Origin of the sequence: Streptomyces dioscori (genome assembly GCF_003024195.1) — a bacterium.
In the GTDB taxonomy this organism is placed as follows: domain Bacteria; phylum Actinomycetota; class Actinomycetes; order Streptomycetales; family Streptomycetaceae; genus Streptomyces; species Streptomyces dioscori.
Genome location: NZ_KZ679048.1, coordinates 265,480 through 280,579, shown reverse-complemented (window position 1 = coordinate 280,579; position 15,100 = coordinate 265,480). Strand labels below are relative to the sequence as shown.

Annotated in this window: 12 protein-coding genes and 5 pseudogenes; 8 read left to right on the top strand and 9 right to left on the bottom strand. The window is 66.5% G+C overall.

The genetic code is table 11. The features are described 5' to 3' along the window. Positions 1-166 precede the first annotated feature (166 nt). Positions 167-843: pseudogene (locus C6Y14_RS27120) on the top strand (IS701 family transposase); the annotation flags it as partial. A 465-nt stretch (positions 844-1,308) separates the two neighbouring features. On the opposite strand, the gene C6Y14_RS27115 reads toward C6Y14_RS27120, so the two are convergent. Continuing rightward, positions 1,309-2,034 (bottom strand): IclR family transcriptional regulator, encoded by a 726-nt coding sequence (locus C6Y14_RS27115; RefSeq protein ID WP_107019442.1) that lies wholly within the window; start codon positions 2,032-2,034, stop codon positions 1,309-1,311. A gap of 133 nt (positions 2,035-2,167) precedes the next feature. Between C6Y14_RS27115 and mhpD the strand changes: the two genes are divergently transcribed. The 3 genes and pseudogenes from mhpD to C6Y14_RS27100 form a co-directional block, all read left to right on the top strand. Beyond that, on the top strand, positions 2,168-3,013 hold the full coding sequence (gene mhpD, locus C6Y14_RS27110) for a 2-keto-4-pentenoate hydratase (RefSeq protein WP_199854869.1): 846 nt from the start codon (positions 2,168-2,170) through the stop codon (positions 3,011-3,013). Continuing rightward, complete coding sequence (locus C6Y14_RS27105) at positions 2,976-3,722, top strand: acetylating acetaldehyde dehydrogenase (RefSeq protein ID WP_107019441.1); 747 nt, start codon at positions 2,976-2,978, stop codon at positions 3,720-3,722. The genes mhpD and C6Y14_RS27105 overlap by 38 nt, the downstream gene beginning before the upstream one ends. Continuing rightward, positions 3,719-4,235 (top strand): annotated as a pseudogene (locus C6Y14_RS27100) (4-hydroxy-2-oxovalerate aldolase); the annotation flags it as partial. The gene C6Y14_RS27105 and the pseudogene C6Y14_RS27100, both read left to right, overlap by 4 nt. A 1,228-nt stretch (positions 4,236-5,463) precedes the next feature. On the opposite strand, the gene C6Y14_RS27090 reads toward C6Y14_RS27100, so the two are convergent. Then, the gene (locus C6Y14_RS27090) at positions 5,464-6,462 is read right to left on the bottom strand and encodes a helix-turn-helix domain-containing protein (protein ID WP_107019440.1); all 999 of its coding nucleotides are present in this window, start codon (positions 6,460-6,462) and stop codon (positions 5,464-5,466) included. 114 nt (positions 6,463-6,576) lie between these two features. Between C6Y14_RS27090 and C6Y14_RS27085 the strand changes: the two genes are divergently transcribed. The 3 genes and pseudogenes from C6Y14_RS27085 to C6Y14_RS45215 all read left to right on the top strand — a co-directional run. Continuing rightward, entirely contained in the window at positions 6,577-7,302 is a 726-nt protein-coding gene (locus tag C6Y14_RS27085; RefSeq protein ID WP_107019439.1) for an SDR family NAD(P)-dependent oxidoreductase, read from the top strand. A gap of 396 nt (positions 7,303-7,698) precedes the next feature. Continuing rightward, positions 7,699-8,022: pseudogene (locus C6Y14_RS27080) on the top strand (ISAzo13 family transposase); the annotation flags it as partial. Positions 8,023-8,153: 131 nt separating this feature from the next. Then, positions 8,154-9,106 (top strand): annotated as a pseudogene (locus tag C6Y14_RS45215) (transposase); the annotation flags it as partial. A 26-nt stretch (positions 9,107-9,132) separates the two neighbouring features. Here the strand turns inward: C6Y14_RS45215 and C6Y14_RS44625 are convergent. The 6 genes from C6Y14_RS44625 to C6Y14_RS27055 all read right to left on the bottom strand — a co-directional run bounded on the left by C6Y14_RS44625 (position 9,133) and on the right by C6Y14_RS27055 (position 13,124). Continuing rightward, positions 9,133-9,285 (bottom strand): hypothetical protein, encoded by a 153-nt coding sequence (locus C6Y14_RS44625; protein WP_199854868.1) that lies wholly within the window; start codon positions 9,283-9,285, stop codon positions 9,133-9,135. Next, a complete protein-coding gene (locus tag C6Y14_RS44205) occupies positions 9,278-10,429 on the bottom strand; it encodes a hypothetical protein (protein ID WP_159074318.1) in 1,152 nt (383 codons plus the stop codon). The genes C6Y14_RS44625 and C6Y14_RS44205 overlap by 8 nt, the downstream gene beginning before the upstream one ends. A gap of 606 nt (positions 10,430-11,035) precedes the next feature. Then, entirely contained in the window at positions 11,036-11,344 is a 309-nt protein-coding gene (locus C6Y14_RS45210) for a hypothetical protein (RefSeq protein WP_263973097.1), read from the bottom strand. Between the two features lie 136 nt (positions 11,345-11,480). Then, positions 11,481-11,888: a transposase gene (locus C6Y14_RS45205; RefSeq protein ID WP_225891301.1), complete on the bottom strand. Its 408-nt coding sequence runs from the start codon at positions 11,886-11,888 to the stop codon at positions 11,481-11,483. A 272-nt stretch (positions 11,889-12,160) separates the two neighbouring features. After that, the gene (locus tag C6Y14_RS27060) at positions 12,161-12,568 is read right to left on the bottom strand and encodes a hypothetical protein (RefSeq protein ID WP_107019438.1); all 408 of its coding nucleotides are present in this window, start codon (positions 12,566-12,568) and stop codon (positions 12,161-12,163) included. Positions 12,569-12,725: 157 nt separating this feature from the next. After that, positions 12,726-13,124: a MerR family transcriptional regulator gene (locus C6Y14_RS27055; protein ID WP_107019437.1), complete on the bottom strand. Its 399-nt coding sequence runs from the start codon at positions 13,122-13,124 to the stop codon at positions 12,726-12,728. A gap of 116 nt (positions 13,125-13,240) precedes the next feature. Here C6Y14_RS27055 and C6Y14_RS27050 point away from each other — a divergent pair, with 116 nt between their 5' ends. Next, positions 13,241-13,957, top strand: coding sequence for an SDR family oxidoreductase (locus C6Y14_RS27050; RefSeq protein WP_107019436.1), 717 nt, complete (start codon positions 13,241-13,243; stop codon positions 13,955-13,957). Between the two features lie 219 nt (positions 13,958-14,176). Here C6Y14_RS27050 and C6Y14_RS27045 read toward each other — a convergent pair. After that, a pseudogene (locus C6Y14_RS27045) lies at positions 14,177-14,926 on the bottom strand (IS4 family transposase); the annotation flags it as partial. Positions 14,927-15,100 lie beyond the last annotated feature (174 nt).

The window sequence follows — 15,100 nt, the reverse complement described above, 5'->3', positions numbered from 1 at the left end:
GCGGCAACTTCAACCGCAAGGCCGGCCTCGACAACGCCAGTGATGTCCACGGTCCCACCACGGCTCGCTAAGGGCTCACATGAACAAGCTGTTGCTTCCCGTAGCCGAGCTCGGTGGTGGTGGTTCGTGACTCGCTCGATCGGGGCGTGTTGAACCAGTTGTGGACATGGAAAGCGACAACGAAGTCGGTTCGTGGGAAGCCGAGTTGGAATCGTTGCTGCTGCGGGTGGACGAGCGGTTCGGCCGCGTCGAGCCGCGGTGGCGGATGCGGGACTACGTGCGTGGCCTGCTGGGCCCTGTGGGCCGCAAGAACAGCTGGCAGATAGCCGAGCGCGTAGGCAATGACACCCTGTATGGGCTGCAGCGACTGCTGTCGTGGTGCCGGCAGGACCCGGATCAGCTGGGGGGACTACGTGACGGAGCGGCTCGGGCAGCCGGACGGTGTCCTGATCGTGGACGACACCGGCTTCCGCAAGAAAGGCACCGTTTCCGCCGGGGTGCAGAGGCAGTATTCCGGCACCGCCGGCCGCACGGAGAACTGCCAGTGTTCGCCGCCTACACCTCTGCCAAGGGCCGGGCCCTGGTGGACCGCGAGCTCTACCTGCCCAAGTCCTGGACAGAGGATGCCGATCGGTGTCGCGCCGCCCGGATCCCGGAGGGCAAGTCTTTCGCGTTCAAGCCGAAACTTGCCCGTGCCATGGTCCGGCGGGCACTGAACTCTGCACTGCCGATCGCCTGGGTGACCGCCGATGCCGCTTACAGACGGGGGTGGCACTTCCGGCGGATGCTGGAAGAGACCGGCGTGGGCTACGTCCGGTGCCCAAGTCACAGCAGGTCAAGTCACCCGTAGAGGGGGGACGCGGTCTGGAGCGACGACGGCTCGGCCGGCATCATCGCCCCTATCCGACAAGAGCACCCGGGGAACGTCCAGATGCTCGTACTCCTGGAACAAGTCCGGGGCAATTCGCCACTATACGGAAAACGCCGCCGAACCGAATGCCGCTGAGCGCGCAGGCGAACGACTCGTTCCCGGCGCGTGCAGGAACTCTGCTGCCACATCGGCGATGGCCTCGCCCGCTTCGCCCGCGACTGTTCGGCCGACGCAGTTGTGCGTCGTTCCCCCACGTGCGGCGAGGCCCTCCGCCGACATCACGTGCTTGCCGGGACCGGCATCTGCCTACGGAGCTCTTGGGCTCAGAAGACTAAGGGCTCCCCCGTAGTTCCCGACGGAACAGCGCGCGGCGTCAGATGCGGTGCATCACAGGGCGCCGGGTTGCCACAGAAGCCGCAGCAGGTCGACCAGGCGAATCACCTCGTCCCGCCACGCAATGCGCGCGAGAGCCCCAGTGCAGCCGTTCGTACCGCCGGGGCCAGCTGGGCGGGGCGGAACCTCGCCCTGGGGACCGCCACGGACAGGGCAGCAACCGCGGTACCAGCCACGAAGACCGGAGCGGCGATGCAGCTAACGCCTTTGGCAGCCTCCTGTTCCTCGTACGCGAGGCCGGAGACCTGAGTCTGCTCCAAGGAGGTACGCAGCTGTTCCGGATCAGTGATCGTGTACGGGGTGAGCCTTGGCAGTGGCTGGGAGAGCACCCGCTCGGTCAGTTCGGCATCGGAAAAAGCGAGCAAGGCTTTGCCCACACCGGTGCAAGTCAGCGGGAGGCTGCCACCGATGCGGGAGGGCAGCCATATGGCGTTATGGCCGTGGATGCGTTCCAGGTAGACCACGTCGAGCCCCTCGCGAACGCCCAGGTGGACAATCTCATGGGTGGCTTCGAAGAGATCCTGCAGAAAGGGCAGTGCAGTCTCTCGCAGGTCGCGGCGCCGTGGCACCAGCGCCCCCAGTTCGAAGAGTTTCGCACCGAGCCGGTAATGAGCACCGGTGCGCTCAAGCCAGCCGAGGCGTGTGAGGTCCGCGGTGAGCCGGTGTGCGGTCGGTTTGGACAGGCCCGTTCTCGCCACTAGTTCCGAGAGGCGGTACGGACCACCATCGGGCAAAAAACTATTCAGAATAAGAGCTGATTTTTCCAGCATATTCCCGCCCGCACTGTTCCGCGTCATGGAACAAAGATTGTCTCGCAGGTGTCTCGTGTCTATACCTGGCTCACTATCTGTTACGTAGCAGAACGCGGGGAGACCCTCGTTCGCAGCCCCGTGGAGGACACCCGTGTCATCAACCGCACCAGCCGAGGCCGTTACAGCAGAAATCGTCAAGGCTGCAGACGCGCTGCTCGACGCCGCCCGCTCGGGTGCCGCCTGCCCGCCGGTGCGCTCGCTCCTCGGTGACACCGACATCGAGAGCGCGTATGCCGTCCAGCGCCTGAACATCCAGCGTGGCCAGGCCACGGGCCGCCGGATTGTCGGCCGCAAGATCGGTCTGACCTCGGCGGCGGTGCAGTCTCAACTCGGCGTGGATCAACCGGACTTCGGGGCACTGTTCGCCGACATGGAAGTGCCGCAGGGCGGTACGGTACCGAGCGGAGCGCTGCTTCAACCGAAAGTGGAAGCTGAGGTCGCGTTGGTGCTTGGGCGTGACCTGCCGCAGCGCGTGTGCACGCTCGTCGACGTGCTGCGTGCGGTCGACTTCGCGCTGCCCGCCCTGGAGATCGTGGACAGCAGGATTGCCGACTGGGACATCTCGATCGTCGACACTGTCGCGGACAACGCCTCATGCGGTCTGTACGTCCTGGGCGGCACCCCCGTACCTCTGACCCAGGTGGACCTACGGGCTGTGGAGATGTCGATGTCCCGGGACGGCGCAGTGGTGTCCGAGGGCACTGGCGCCGCCTGTCTCGGCAGCCCGCTCAACGCTACTGTCTGGCTGGCCTCGGTGCTCGCCGGGCTCGGCGATCCGTTGCGGGCAGGTGACGTCGTACTGACCGGGGCGCTCGGCCCCATGGTGCCCGCTCAGGCAGGTGACACGTTCGAGGCGGACATTTCGGGCCTGGGCGGCGTCCTCGTCCGCTTCGCTCCGGATGCGACCGAAGCAACGAGCAGCGACCGACGTCCCTAAACGCCGTACCAAGGTCGCCGTCATCGGGTCCGGGAACATCGGCACCGACCTCGTGATCAAAATCCTTCGACTCTCCGAGACGCTGGAGATCGCCGCGATGGCCGGGGTCGACCCGGACTCCGACGGCCTGGCCAGGGCCCGCCGCCTGAACGTGGCCACCACACACCGGGGTGTCGAAGGGCTGATGGCGATGGACGAGTTCGCGGACGTCCAGTACGTATTCGCTGCGACGTCGGCCGGCGCCCAGCGCCACCACGACGAGGAACTGCGTCCGCTGGGTCGCACACTGATCGACCTGACTCCTGCGGCGGTCGGTCCGTACGTCGTTTCCCCCGTCAACGGGGACAGTCACCTCGACGTTCCGAACGTCAACATGGTCACTTGCGGCGGGCGGGCCACCATTCCTGTGGTCGGAGCGATCAACCAGGTCTCCCCGGTCCACTACGGAGAGATCGTCGCGTCCGTCTCTTCCCGCTCCGCGGGTCCCGGTACCCGAGCCAACATCGACGAGAGGCCCGGTGAACCGTTGCACACCCTGGCTCCGGACTGCACCGGCGAAGCACTGAAGGTATCCGTGTTCCTGGAGGTCGAAGGCGCCGCCAACTATCTTCCGGCCTACGCCGGAAACCTCGACATCATGACCTCGGCCGCGTTGCGCACCGCAGAGCGCATGGCAGCACACCCCCTGTTGGAAGGGGCCGCGCGATGACCACCACCGTCTCCCCTCCCCTGTACATACGGGACGTGACCCTGCGAGACGGCATGCATGCGGTCCGCCGCCGTTACACCATCGCCCAGGCCCGATCCATGGCCGCCGCGCTGGATGCCTCTGGCGTTGCGGACATCGAGATTGCCCACGGCGATGGTCTCGCCGGGTCAAGTGTCAACTACGGTGTCGTGGCCCACACCGACTGGGAGTGGATCGAGGCAGTCGTGGACGGCACCCTCAGGGCGATCCCCACCGCTCTCCTGCTGCCCGGCATTGGCACCATCCACCATCTCAACAGGCCCACACACCTGGCATCCGTTCGGTCCGGGTGGCCACCCACTGCACCGAGGCCGACATCGCCGCCCAGCACATCACGGCCGCACGGCAGCTCGGCATGGATGTCGCCGGTTTCCTCTTGATGTCTCTCATGGCGAACCGGCCGTACTCTCCCGCCAGGCCAAGCTGATGGCGTCCTACGGCGCACACTGCGTCCATGTCACCGACTCAGGGGGCCCGCATGTGCCTCTCTCGACGAGCGGCACGGCTACCTTCGCCTTCTGCTGGCGATCAGCGTGGGACCGCAGAAGGACGCCGAGGCCGTGAGCACTGCCGTGTGCCGCATCCGCGAATTCGCCCACGCGTCATGGGTCGACGTCCTGACACCGGTGCTCGGAGCGAACGATGGGCTCTCCACTGAGGAACTGGCTGTCCTGGGCCGAGCCATGACTGACGGGTCGTCACTGATCAACAGCTTCGACGGTATGAGCTACAGCTCGCACGTCACGCCATTTTGTTTCCCTTATTCGTGGCCTGGCGAGCCGACACGACGGGACGACATGACGCATCCTCCTCCACCAACGAGCGCGCCCCGTAACCGCTCCGCAAGCTCGTGGGGCTCGTGCGATACCGGGGTATTCGTCAGCAAGGCAGTCGACGCCGATCTCGGCCGCGGAGGTCGGCGTCGACAGACGTTGCGTTGACGAGAAGGTCGTGTTGCACGAACCGTACCCAGCGTTGGCCTGCCCGGTCCTCATCGGGCTGGTCGTCAGGCCGGCGGCGGAGAGGCGAGCCAAAACCCCCGCAGTCCGATCCGCGTACGAAGCGTCCTCGATAGTTGTTGCACGATGCAATCCCTCCGGTCGGCGACGTCGTCTCGGGAACGACCTCGCCTTGGACCTCGGAGTCATCGTGTGCTTCGGATGTTGTCATTGAACCGTAGCTCCTTGCCTCCAGCATCGCGGGCGCAACGCTGCCTGCCGTTCTAGGACTCACCTCGGCATTCGCCTACCGCATCTGGCCGCAGGGCGATTCGAGACAGTGGACCTCTACCGCGAGTGTTCCCGTCCTGCCGTATGGAGTCAGGCACCCGATGTGGTGTTCAGCGCAGTCATCTGCGCGAAGACCGATGCCGACGCTGGGACGCTGGTACGGCCCCTACAGATCCAGCAGGGCATTTCGGGAACAGGTTAGGCGTGAGGGGCCGTGGCACGACGTCCGCTCCGCAGCCGGCCACGTGTTCACAGCTGAGGAAGAAGCAGCCGTGAGCGAAATACGTAAGTACCGCATCCAGGGCAATCAGGAATCCATCCAGGCACAGCTGAAAGACCTGGTCAACTCCTTCGATTCCGGCGTACTCATGGCGTGCAGGCCGATCACGGATGCGAAGACTCGGGCCCGCTCCTACGAACTGGTCGCGGAAAGGACTGACTTGCTTCTCCCACGGAAGACCTCGGCCCCGTCTCTACGGGGTCGAGGCTCTGGTCGCCCTTTCCATCACAGAGCGGTCGCGAGTCCTCAAACCGGGGACGTCCGATTCACAAGTGACGGTCGCGGCGTAGTCGGTTGGAGTCTGGTCGTAGCGCTTACGGAAGGCACGGGCAAAGTGGCCACTGTCGGCAAACTGCCAGCGGGCGGCGATCTCTGTGATGGACATACGCCGGTGCGGTGTGATGAGCGCGCGGCGCGCCTCGTCGAGTCGCCGCTCCCGGATGTAGGCGCTCAGTGACTGGCCCTCATTGGCGAAGGCCCGCTGGAGGGTACGCGCGGAGACGTTCAGTTTCCGCGCGAGAGCCGCAGCGGAGAGAGCGGGGTCGGTGAGCCGCCGGTCGGCTAGGTCCCGAGCGGCCTGGGCCAGTGCCGGCGACAGCAGGGGCTCCACGTCATCCAGGCCGCCTCCGGCAGCAGCCCGGGCCAACTCGGCCAGGGTGTCGCGGGTGGCATTGATCCCGGCGGGGCCGAGACCGTCCAACATGCGGCTCACCAGGGTGGCGTGTGCGGTCAGTAACCGTACCTCGGCCGTGTCGGCCAAACCAGTGACCGGCCGGCCCCGGCCGCGCCGAATCTCCGCGGCAGGCAGTACGAGCACCTGGCCCGTGGTGCCTGGCGCCGCAGAGAAGTGGGACAGCTCTCCCGTCTGGAGCAGTAAGCGGCCGGCCGGTGTCGTGTGCTCGATCCCTCCCGGTTCTCCGAACCGCCAGGCACCCCGGTGGACAATCCACAGTCGTACGTGATCTTCGGTTCCGACACGCTGGCCCGCCGTCCGCAGTACGGCCGCGTTCTCGAAGCGGTTGAACAGCACGTCCCGTACTCGAAAACCGCGCGATCTGACCGCGAAGCCGGCGACGGTACTCCTGTCGAAGGATGCCAGAGCAAAGGTCTCGCCCATCCGGGTCTGCCACTCACGTGCGAAGTCGCTGAATGCGTTCGCACCGCTAAGGATCACCGACAAATTGCCGTTCATTGGTGTCGCGAATCTTCCGTTCGGGCTGTCGCGCCGGTCCAAGCCGCCGGGACGGAGCCCTTTCTATGGTTGCCATGCGAAGCAGAACAAGAACGATGGTAACGAGGTGGCGAATTGAGCACGATCGCGGTCGTTGGAGCGGGCCCACAACTGGGTCAGGCGATCAGTCGGCGGTTCGCCGCCGAGGGGTTCGACGTGGCGCTGATCGCCCGCAACCGTACGACGCTGCAGAAGGTGGCCGACGATCTGGCCGATACGGGCACCCGGGTCGGGGTCTTCCCGGCCGACGTAACCGATCGGCCTGCCCTGCATGCGGCGCTGGCCGCCGCAGAGGAACGCCTGGGGCCGATCGACGTGCTTGAGTACTCCCCCGCGCCGGCCCCGGCTGACCTGCGTCGGGCGCCGCTCGTCGAAGCCACGAAGGTCACCGTCGACGCGGTTCTGGCCCAGCTGGATCTCTACCTGCTCGGTGGCGTGGCAGCGGTGCAGCACGTCCTGCCCGGCATGCTCGAACGCGGCACCGGAACGGTCCTGGTCAGCAGTGGCGCGGGTTCGGGACCGATGATCGCGCCACACGTGGCAAACGTTCAGATCGCCACCGGTGGGATGCGTAACTGGATCCTCAATCTGCATGCTGCGCTCTCCGGTACCGGCGTCTACGCCGCGCATGTGGCGATCGCCGCCTTCATCGGCCAGGGCGGCCACGACTCCCAGCCCGAGACGATGGCCGACGCGTACTGGCGGCTGCACGCCGAGCGCACCGACGCCGAGTTGGTCATCCATGACCTGCCGGACGACTACCTGGAGAAGGGCCTGGCGGACAAGTTCAGCGATTCCTGAACCTGTCGTCGGCGCCCGACTGGCGCGCGAGGTCAGGCCGGGTCTCGCGCGCCTGAGGGCTGTCCCGGTCAGCGCGTTTCCTCGTCTCCGAAGACACCGCCGAGAGGAAAATTCAGATCGATGCGATGGCGTCTGAAGGCTCCTCTCATGAGCAAACACACGACGGCTGTGACCGACTTCGTTCCGCAGAACGATCCGGCATCGGTGGAAGGCCTGCGCGCTCGGGCCCGCGCGACTCGCTAGCCCGGATGACCACGAGAACGCCGGGTGGCCCCTCCGCATCGGGTTCGGTTACCTGCGCGAACTTGTCAAGCGCTACGCGGACGGATACGACTTCGCGGCTCACCGGGCCAGGCTCGCCGAACCACCGCGACAAGATCGACGCATCGACGTCCTTGGAACTACACCCTTCACCCTCGACTTCTCGACACCACAGCCGATGGGATGCGGCCAAGAACCCGCGATCAGCCGCCCCCGCCCCGCAGCCCGGCATGGGAGGAGCTTGTCGACAAACTCACCACTAGACACGATGAGTTACGCGAGCAAGGGCGACACCAGCATCGAGGAGGTGAGCGCATCTGTGCTCGCGGCGCTGGGGCCAAGGACAAGCTGACCACCGCTGACAGAGTCCTGGCCCCCGTGCTCTACCTGCGCGAACTCGGCACCCGAGACCTGCTCGCCCAAGTCCTCTCGTCCCCGCGTTCCTCGCGAACAGCAGCCCCACGCAGACCAAATCAGCATGCTGATTCTCTGCGAGCCCTAGGCTTGACGTTTATGGTCTGCCGTCGAACACGGCCTCGAACTTGATGATGGTTTTGCCTAAGTTCCGGACGTAGGAGCGGCCTTCGCTTGATCCTGTGCTCCGTCTGAGTGACGCCCTGCTTTCCGCGGATGGTCCGGTGAGGACGGTGGCCGAGTTGTCGTTGGAGCCCGAGCATCGGCGCGGGCACGGCGCCTTGTACGGCGGCCTGAACCGCGGCGATCCGGATGTGGCACGGCTGCGCAGAACGCTGGCAGGGTTGCCACTTCCCCGCACATCGGAGGGGCGGCTGGTCCTGGCCGTCGACGTGAGCAACTGGCTGCGGCCGGACGCGAATACCAGCCCGAACCGGCTGTTCTGCCACAGGAGGCCGCAGCCATTGAGCCGACCCCGTCGGCCACCACCGTGTCCGACACCACCCACTATGGGCGGTTGCCAGTGCCTGGGATCGCCTGCACCCGCTACTGGTTCGGCGCTCGGCCTGGGCCGACCACCCCGAAGGAGAGCTGCCGGCCATCGAAGGCACCGTCGTGCATCTTCAGGTCGACCACCTCCGTGGAGACCGCAGCCCCAGACGGGTCTGGCTGTGGTGGTCAGGCACCGCCGCCACGGCCGACGACGTGGACAGGCTCTGGCGGGCATTCCTGCGCAGATTCGACCTCGAAGCACACCTTCAGAATGCTCAAGCAGACGTTGGGGTGGACCGCTCCCAAACTCCGTGAGCCGGCCGGCGCCGACCACTGGACCTGGGTCGTCATCGCAGCCCACACTCAGCTCCGCCTTGCCCGACCCGTCGCAGAAGACCTCCGCGACCCATGGGAACGGCCCGCCCGCCAAGAGTGCCTCGCACCCGCGCGTGTCCGTCGAGGATTTCGCCGCCCACACGCGAAAGCACCTCAGCCGACCAGCGCACCGAAATCCAGCGCCGCGGGCCCCGGCCGGCCAATTGGGATGCAGAACAAGCACCGCGCACGCGAGCACCCCGTCGGGAGACAGGACCAACCGAACCTCGCGGAAGCCATCGCGAGCAGCAGAGCTGCATAAACGCCAGGCACAGCCTCGTTTCCTGGCTACTCCATCAGCAGGTCCAGCAGGGTGACCACGGCGATACCTATCCCGATGGCCATGCCCAGCTCAGGTTTTCGCACAGCCACAATGACAGTGATCGCACCCGCCAGCAGCAGGACGGCCGTACGCACGCCGATCTGTCGGTCGCTATTCACCTCGTCCTCCCGACTCAGGGCCACTTGCCAGGCGAGGCGAGTCGTGTGCGGCCCTTGCTGACTGTTGCCGAGCTGCCGCCGCGGCGCGGGCCTTTTGGCGGGTTCTGAGGCGGTCGACCTTGCGACGTACCCGCTTTCCCATGGCGACTGGGTCAGTGGCGCCCGCCAGGAGAGCGGCCTCTTCCCAGGAAGCCACCCCTGGGCAGGCGCGGGCCAGCATCACGACGCGTTCCTCGGGCTGCAAGGCGCGTAGGAGGGCGCCTAGCCGGGCGTCATCAGGCCCGTCGTAGAACGAGGTGGGCTCCCCGTCCGAGCCGACGGCCACCAGGTCGTAGAGAGACGTGTATTTCCCCATGGGTGCGTCGAGCAGCAGAAGACGCGAGCCGCTCGTTTCATGCCGCCATAAGGGAGTGAGCTGCGAGTGAATGATGCGGGCTTCTGTCTTTAGACGCTTCATGGCCGAACGACTGTTGCCGGTGTCGCTCAGCAGTGGCTCTGTCCAGCTACCCAGCAAGGCGGTGGACAGCGCTTCAGTCCACTGCTTTGAATGGTGCAGCCCCAGCACGAGAGAGGCAAGATCGGCTACAGGCTCGACCTTGCCTTGGATGGCCGCTTCACGAGCTTTCAGTGCTGTGATGGTGTCGAAGTGGATACAGGCCACCGAGAGGTTCCCATGGGATCGGCCATCTGACGTCAGTCGCATCTGAGCGACGAACTCGACCTTCAAGGCGACGTGCTTGAGATGTGATGCCATCGCCGACCGGAGGTTTGGCAGGTCCATGAAGGGGTGGATCGTTACAGTGCCTCGGGCACGTACGGCGTAGACCCCGACCTGCACCTTCTTGAAGGAGAGGCCTTCTACCGCTTCCGATGCCTCCACGCCGGGGAACGCGGTCGAAAGCATGTCGGCGAGCAGACTTTCGGAGTACCTGACAACCTGCTCTTCTGATAGATCGACGAGCACGGTTCTGCCAGCGGCAAGGTTTTTGAGCGCCTTTGTCAGGCTTTCCAGCACGTCGGGGCTGGTGGAGCGGAGTGCCCGCGGAGTCCGCCTTGGCTCCGCGAGGGCTGGCACGTTGTCCCGCCTGCGCGTGCGGCTTCGAGACGGCAGATGTGGCACTTGAGCAGTGATCTTGCCGGACATGGTGCACTTTCCTCCCGATGGACAAAAAACGGTTTCACCTATCGGCGGCGCCACACCCCCTGAAGAGACAACACAATTAGCCGCCGAGGGTGTGACTCTGGTCACACCTGTACGGCGAGTGCCTGCGGACAGCCCTTGAGCTTGGCGTTTATCCAGGTCTGTTTCGTTCCGTGATGCTTTCTGGTCGTTCCACGGTTTTGCCCACGTCGTAGTGGGTGTCGGGTCGCCGGTTCTTCGAGCCAAGTGGCCCTCCAGGGACGGGAGTTGCGGGTTTCGGCGCACAGGCCGGACAGAGCAGGTGCGGGCGGAGGTTTCTGAACCCCCGGCGGACCCGGACCGGGGTGAGCCGTCCGGGCTCGCCGGCTTCTCCCACGGTCCCCGCAAGTCGACGGCGGCATGGCGGAGGAGGCGGAGCTGGGTGTGGTCGGCGGTGACGATCCAGGTCCAGCATTCACCGGCCTCGGGGGTACGGAGTTTCCGCCGAGTCCAGCCCAGGGTTTGCTTCATCAGCCGGAAGGTGTGCTGCTCCAGGTCGAAGCGCCGCAGGAACGCCTGTCAGCGGACATCGACGTCCTTGCCGCTCAGGGCGGTGGCCGACGACCCCAGTCACAGGGGCAGCGGGTCGCCTCCGCCGGGCAGGCGGTCGACCTGGAGGCGGATCAGTGTGCCCTCGATGACGGAGAGCTCGCCGGTGTGGTCGATCCATACGGAGCGGGTGGTCAGGCGGGGGTGGATGCGGTCCCAGGCCGTCGCGCGGGCGGTGCCGTACCGGTCGGTGACCTGCGTGGCCGCGGCGTCGGGCTCGCCCCAGGTCTCGGGCTTGGGGAAGCGGAACTCCCCGCCGCGCTTGGGCGGGTGGCCGCCGCGGGGATGGGCCAGGTAGTACTCCTTGCGGGAGGGTGCCGGGCGACGCATGACCCGGTCCGTGCGCATCCGCCCCAGGATCTCGACCGGAGACCGGCCAGGAAGTGGGCCATGCGCGGGGCGTCGTATCCGGCGTCGAAGACGACCAGGATGTCGCGGTCAGCCGCGTGCCATCGGCCCATCTCGATCAGGTCGGTGACCACCCGGCGGACCCGCGCGGCGGCGACCTCGGCGACGTCGTCCTCGGGCCCGAGACGGACGGCGTCCAGGAGCTGGCACCAGGACGTGCGGCCCGACTCCAGCGCGGCGACGAAGGAGTACGGCCAGCCGGGGACGAACTGGTCAGAGGACGTCCGCTGCGGCCGTAGACATGGCAGAACAGACGCTCCGCGCTGGTCGGGGCGTCCGGGCGCAGCCAGTTGCTCACGTCGACCGCGGGGACCAGGCGCCAGTCGGCGGCCTGCGGCATCGGCAGGCCGGCCAGTACCTGCCGCAACCGGGGCACGTCGATGTTCCCGCTGTTCAGCGCGTCGTACATCGCGCCGTGCCCGCGCCGGTGCTCGGCCACCAGCGTCAGGTCCACCGGTGCCGTCACCGGACCGTCCGCGCAGCAACGCGTCGGCGAGGTCGAACAGTTCGTCCCCGCGCGCGGTCAGGCAGTCGAATAGGTCCTCCCGGAAGCGTGACGCTCTCGCGAACGCTTCCCCGGGACCGGTGTCTGGCAGAAAACTCACCCTCACGGCCTTCGTCTTGGTCATGTGCACCTTGGTCGGTGCACATGACCAAGACGAAAGCCGCCCCCACGTCCGGCGAATCCACCCGTGAGCCACCTGGTTCGAAGATCATTCGAGCCGATACACGGCGCTGTCACGCTGTCTCGGCGCTGATGACGACGTCCACCGCGCGAGCCCATCCATGCGGATCGTCGACCGAGACCCGAACCCGCCGCCTACCTGGCTTCCCGAGCAGGGAAGTGGTGAATCGGCTCTCGCCCACGACATCCCCCACTACGAGCCGACCGTCACTCAGCAGAAGATGCCCGTCGAACACGGTGGTCAGAGGCTCTCTGTCACTTCCGTGGTCATCCGCGTCACCATGATCTTGAAAGACTCGAACCTTGACCAGCGCAACCTGGGCCTGCACCCGAACGATGAGGTGCGTGTCGCACGCAGCGGCAGGAGCACCATCGAGGGCCAGTGTGGTGGGGATCCACTCGGTCGAACCGAGCGCCATCACCGGGTGATTCACATACAGGTCTACCCCTGCGATCTGCACAGCCTGACTCCCAGTTCATCCGTGACGTTCAGCGGAGGATAGAACCAGGCGCTGAGCGTTCTCAGCGTGGCCACTGATCGGGTGACGGGATCGGCTCTCGCGACGCACGAGGCTCCCGCGCCGTCGACCGCATGGCTTCCTGGCATGAGAAGGACGTCTACGGGGCGGGACTTGTTGCGGCTGCCTGGTCGAGTGTGGCTGGACACGAGTCGGAGTCCGGGTGCGTGGCGAGGGCGATCAAGACGTCGAGGCGTTGGCCCGCCGCCTGCAACTCGGCGACCTTCGCCGTCGTGCGGGCACGTTCTTCGAGCAAGCGCCCCAGCAACTCGGGACCGACGTGGCGTGCATCGATGGCCGGCAGGAGTGTGGCGATCATGCGGCTGGTGAGCCCGGCTGCGTAGAGCTCGCGGATCAGCCGTACACGGTCCTCCGCCGTCTGCGGGTAGACACGCTGTCCTCCTGCCGTGCGCGAGGAATGCAGCAGACCCTGCTCCTCGTAGTAGCGCAATGCGCGCGTACTGACACAGGCCCGGTCGGCCAGCTCTCCGATACGCACTGTGACTCGTTCCTTGCTCTGCGGTGCCCGATTTGCCTTTGACGTTGGCGTCAAGTTCTAGCGTAGGCGCGGAGGGCGGGAGTAATCGCTGCCCTCCGCCCGACGAAAGGATGATCATGGACATCGCTGGTTCCACCGCGCTCGTGACCGGAGCCAACCGGGGCATCGGCCGGCGCTTCGTTGACGAATTGCTGGCCCGCGGAGCCGAGAGGGTCTACGCGGCTGCCCGCAGCCCGGAGACGATCACCGCATCCGACTCCCGCGTCAGCCCGCTGTACCTGGACCTCCTCGACGAGAAGTCGATCACGGATGCGGCCGCCATCGCACAGGATGTGACACTGCTGGTCAACAACGCTGGCATTGCCACGGGAGCCAGCCTGCTGACCGACGACCTGGACGGCGTCCGGCGGGAACTGGAGACGCATCTTTTCGGCACGCTCCGCGTCATCCGCGCCTTCGCTCCGGTCCTGGCCACCCACGGCGGCGGAGCGATCGTGAACGTCCTCTCCGTACTGTCATGGGTCGCCACCCCCCACGGTTCGGGCTCCTACTCCGTCGCCAAAGCCGCCGAGTGGAACATGACCAACGGCGTACGCGTCGAGCTCGCCGGACAGAAGACCCTTGTCCAGGGTGTCCACCTGGGGGCAGCGGACACCGACATGATGGCGGGCAGCAACGCCCCCAAGATCGATCCCGTCGACGTCGCACGTGCCAGCCTTGACGGTGTGCAGAGCGACTCCCTCGAAGTGCTGGTCGACGACCCCAGCCGCTTCGTCAAGGCGGCCCTGGCCGGCGACCCGGCACAGCTGTACGGCCCTGCGCCCGCCAGGTGAGCCTTTGAGCGCAATGCCGTTGCTTTACGGGTGTGTTTGATGTGGATGGCTCGGGTGCCGGTGCGGGTGGGCTGGGGCCAGGTGTGGTGGTCGGCCCGTTTGAGCCAGTAGTTGGACATCTTGCGTTTGACAACGCGGGGCTGGCTGCGCAGGCGTCCGCGTGGCAGGAGACGTTCGAGCAGGTCCTGCTGGAGCACGACGAGTGTTCGGACCAGCAGGTCAGGGGGGAAAACTGCTAGGCGTGAGGGTCACGCTGCGCCGGGCGGAGCACAGGGTCTCGGTGAAGGAGATCCGGTCGGCAAGCAGGCCGCGGGTGGCGGCGGTTCTCACCATCAGCTCGCGCAGCGCGTGGTGGACCAGCAGATGTGCCCGGATCTGTTGCAGGACGCCATCGGGGGTTTTCCTGCTGAGGACGACGCGGGTCCCGCGTTGATGGTTCTTGAGCTCGGTGAAGACGGCTTTCGCCTCCCAGCGCTCTTGGTAGAGCGCGGCCAACTGGCGGGCGGGATAGCGGCGGGCGTCGAGCAGGCTGGTGGCCAGCCGGTAGTCCTCACCCTCACGGCCAGTGCCGTTGAGCTGGTAGGCCACCACCCGCACCACGACGGGATCGGTGTGAGCGCGATCGGTCTGAGCGTGGATGCGGGAGATCCAGGAGCCGTCCCTCAACTGCCGCTCGACGGGCAGGACGCGGTTGGCGGGCACCCGCCACAGCAGATCGGCGCCGCTGGTGGTGAAGGCCCGCCACAACTGCACGCCGAGGAATTCCCGGTCGGCCAGGAGGAGCTGGCCCGGGCCGCAGGAGCGGGGCAGGCGGCCGACCAGGGTGACTTCACCGGTGCGGCAGCCGGCCGGCTCGGCGTCCAGGACGAGGTGAGTGCCCACCTCGATCAGACAGGCCATCCGCACCTGGGGAAAGCCGGACTTGTCGTGGCCGCGGCTGTTGCCGGGGCGGCCGAAGGCAGCCTCGTTCGCCGGGCCGGCAGCAAGCGTCTGCGCTGGTCCTCACGACCGCACGCGGCCACCACACGATCTACCAACCCGGACGGATACGCCCAGGTCAGCAGGCCCAAGCCCGATAACTCACCGACGTCTGCAGACACCCGCACCTCCCCCGGGAGCAATGCACAGCAGCGTACGCCCACG

What these genes read in the sequence shown, in the direction of transcription:
- C6Y14_RS44205 (WP_159074318.1), bottom strand. Translation starts at nt 10,429, where the DNA reads ATGTCCGGCAAGATCACTGCTCAAGTGCCACATCTGCCGTCTCGAAGC.
- C6Y14_RS27105 (WP_107019441.1), top strand. Translation starts at nt 2,976, where the DNA reads ATGCGACCGAAGCAACGAGCAGCGACCGACGTCCCTAAACGCCGTACC.
- C6Y14_RS27050 (WP_107019436.1), top strand. Translation starts at nt 13,241, where the DNA reads ATGGACATCGCTGGTTCCACCGCGCTCGTGACCGGAGCCAACCGGGGC.
- C6Y14_RS27115 (WP_107019442.1), bottom strand. Translation starts at nt 2,034, where the DNA reads ATGCTGGAAAAATCAGCTCTTATTCTGAATAGTTTTTTGCCCGATGGT.
- C6Y14_RS45210 (WP_263973097.1), bottom strand. Translation starts at nt 11,344, where the DNA reads ATGCGTCGCCCGGCACCCTCCCGCAAGGAGTACTACCTGGCCCATCCC.
- C6Y14_RS27090 (WP_107019440.1), bottom strand. Translation starts at nt 6,462, where the DNA reads ATGAACGGCAATTTGTCGGTGATCCTTAGCGGTGCGAACGCATTCAGC.